A 534-nucleotide genomic window follows, 5' to 3' on the forward strand; every position below is an offset into this window, starting at 1 on the left:
AATAGTTGGTTTGTGATGTCCATTGCTCTGATAACTTGTAATTGGCCCTGAAATATGCATTGAATATCTTTGAGGAGCTTAACATATCGTTATTGGTAAACGACGTTTTGAAGTCAAGGTCCAGATCGACAAATCCTTTAGCTTTAACGTTTGGCCCGATGCTGCCGATATAAGTGGTGTTACGTTCGGTATTATAGAATTCGAGATCAAGATCGAGAGTAAGCTTGTTATTTACTTTATAAGTTAGCGCCGGGGCTATTACCTGCGTGCTCTGCCGTCCGTAGTCCTGGAAGCTTTTCTCGTTGTGATAAGCAGCGTTTAAACGGAACAGAAGTGTTTTGTCATCGTTTAGAGGAGCATTAATATCTGCTGTTACGCGGCTTAGCCCGAAACTGCCTGTGCTGTAGTCTACCGATCCGCTAAAGCGGTCAAATGGCTTTTTAGTTACCCGGTTTACCAGCCCGCCATAAGAAACCAGCACACCTCCGAACAGCGTGGATGACGGGCCTTTGATAACTTCAATTGCTTCAAGGT

1 pseudogene is annotated in these 534 nt (G+C 44.2%); it reads right to left on the reverse strand.

Annotated elements, in window-relative coordinates:
• Window positions 1–534, reverse strand: a pseudogene (locus ACNOHI_RS25510) (hypothetical protein); the annotation flags it as partial.

Origin of the sequence: Noviherbaspirillum sp. ST9, from assembly GCF_048799745.1 — a bacterium.
In the GTDB taxonomy this organism is placed as follows: domain Bacteria; phylum Pseudomonadota; class Gammaproteobacteria; order Burkholderiales; family Burkholderiaceae_D; genus Noviherbaspirillum.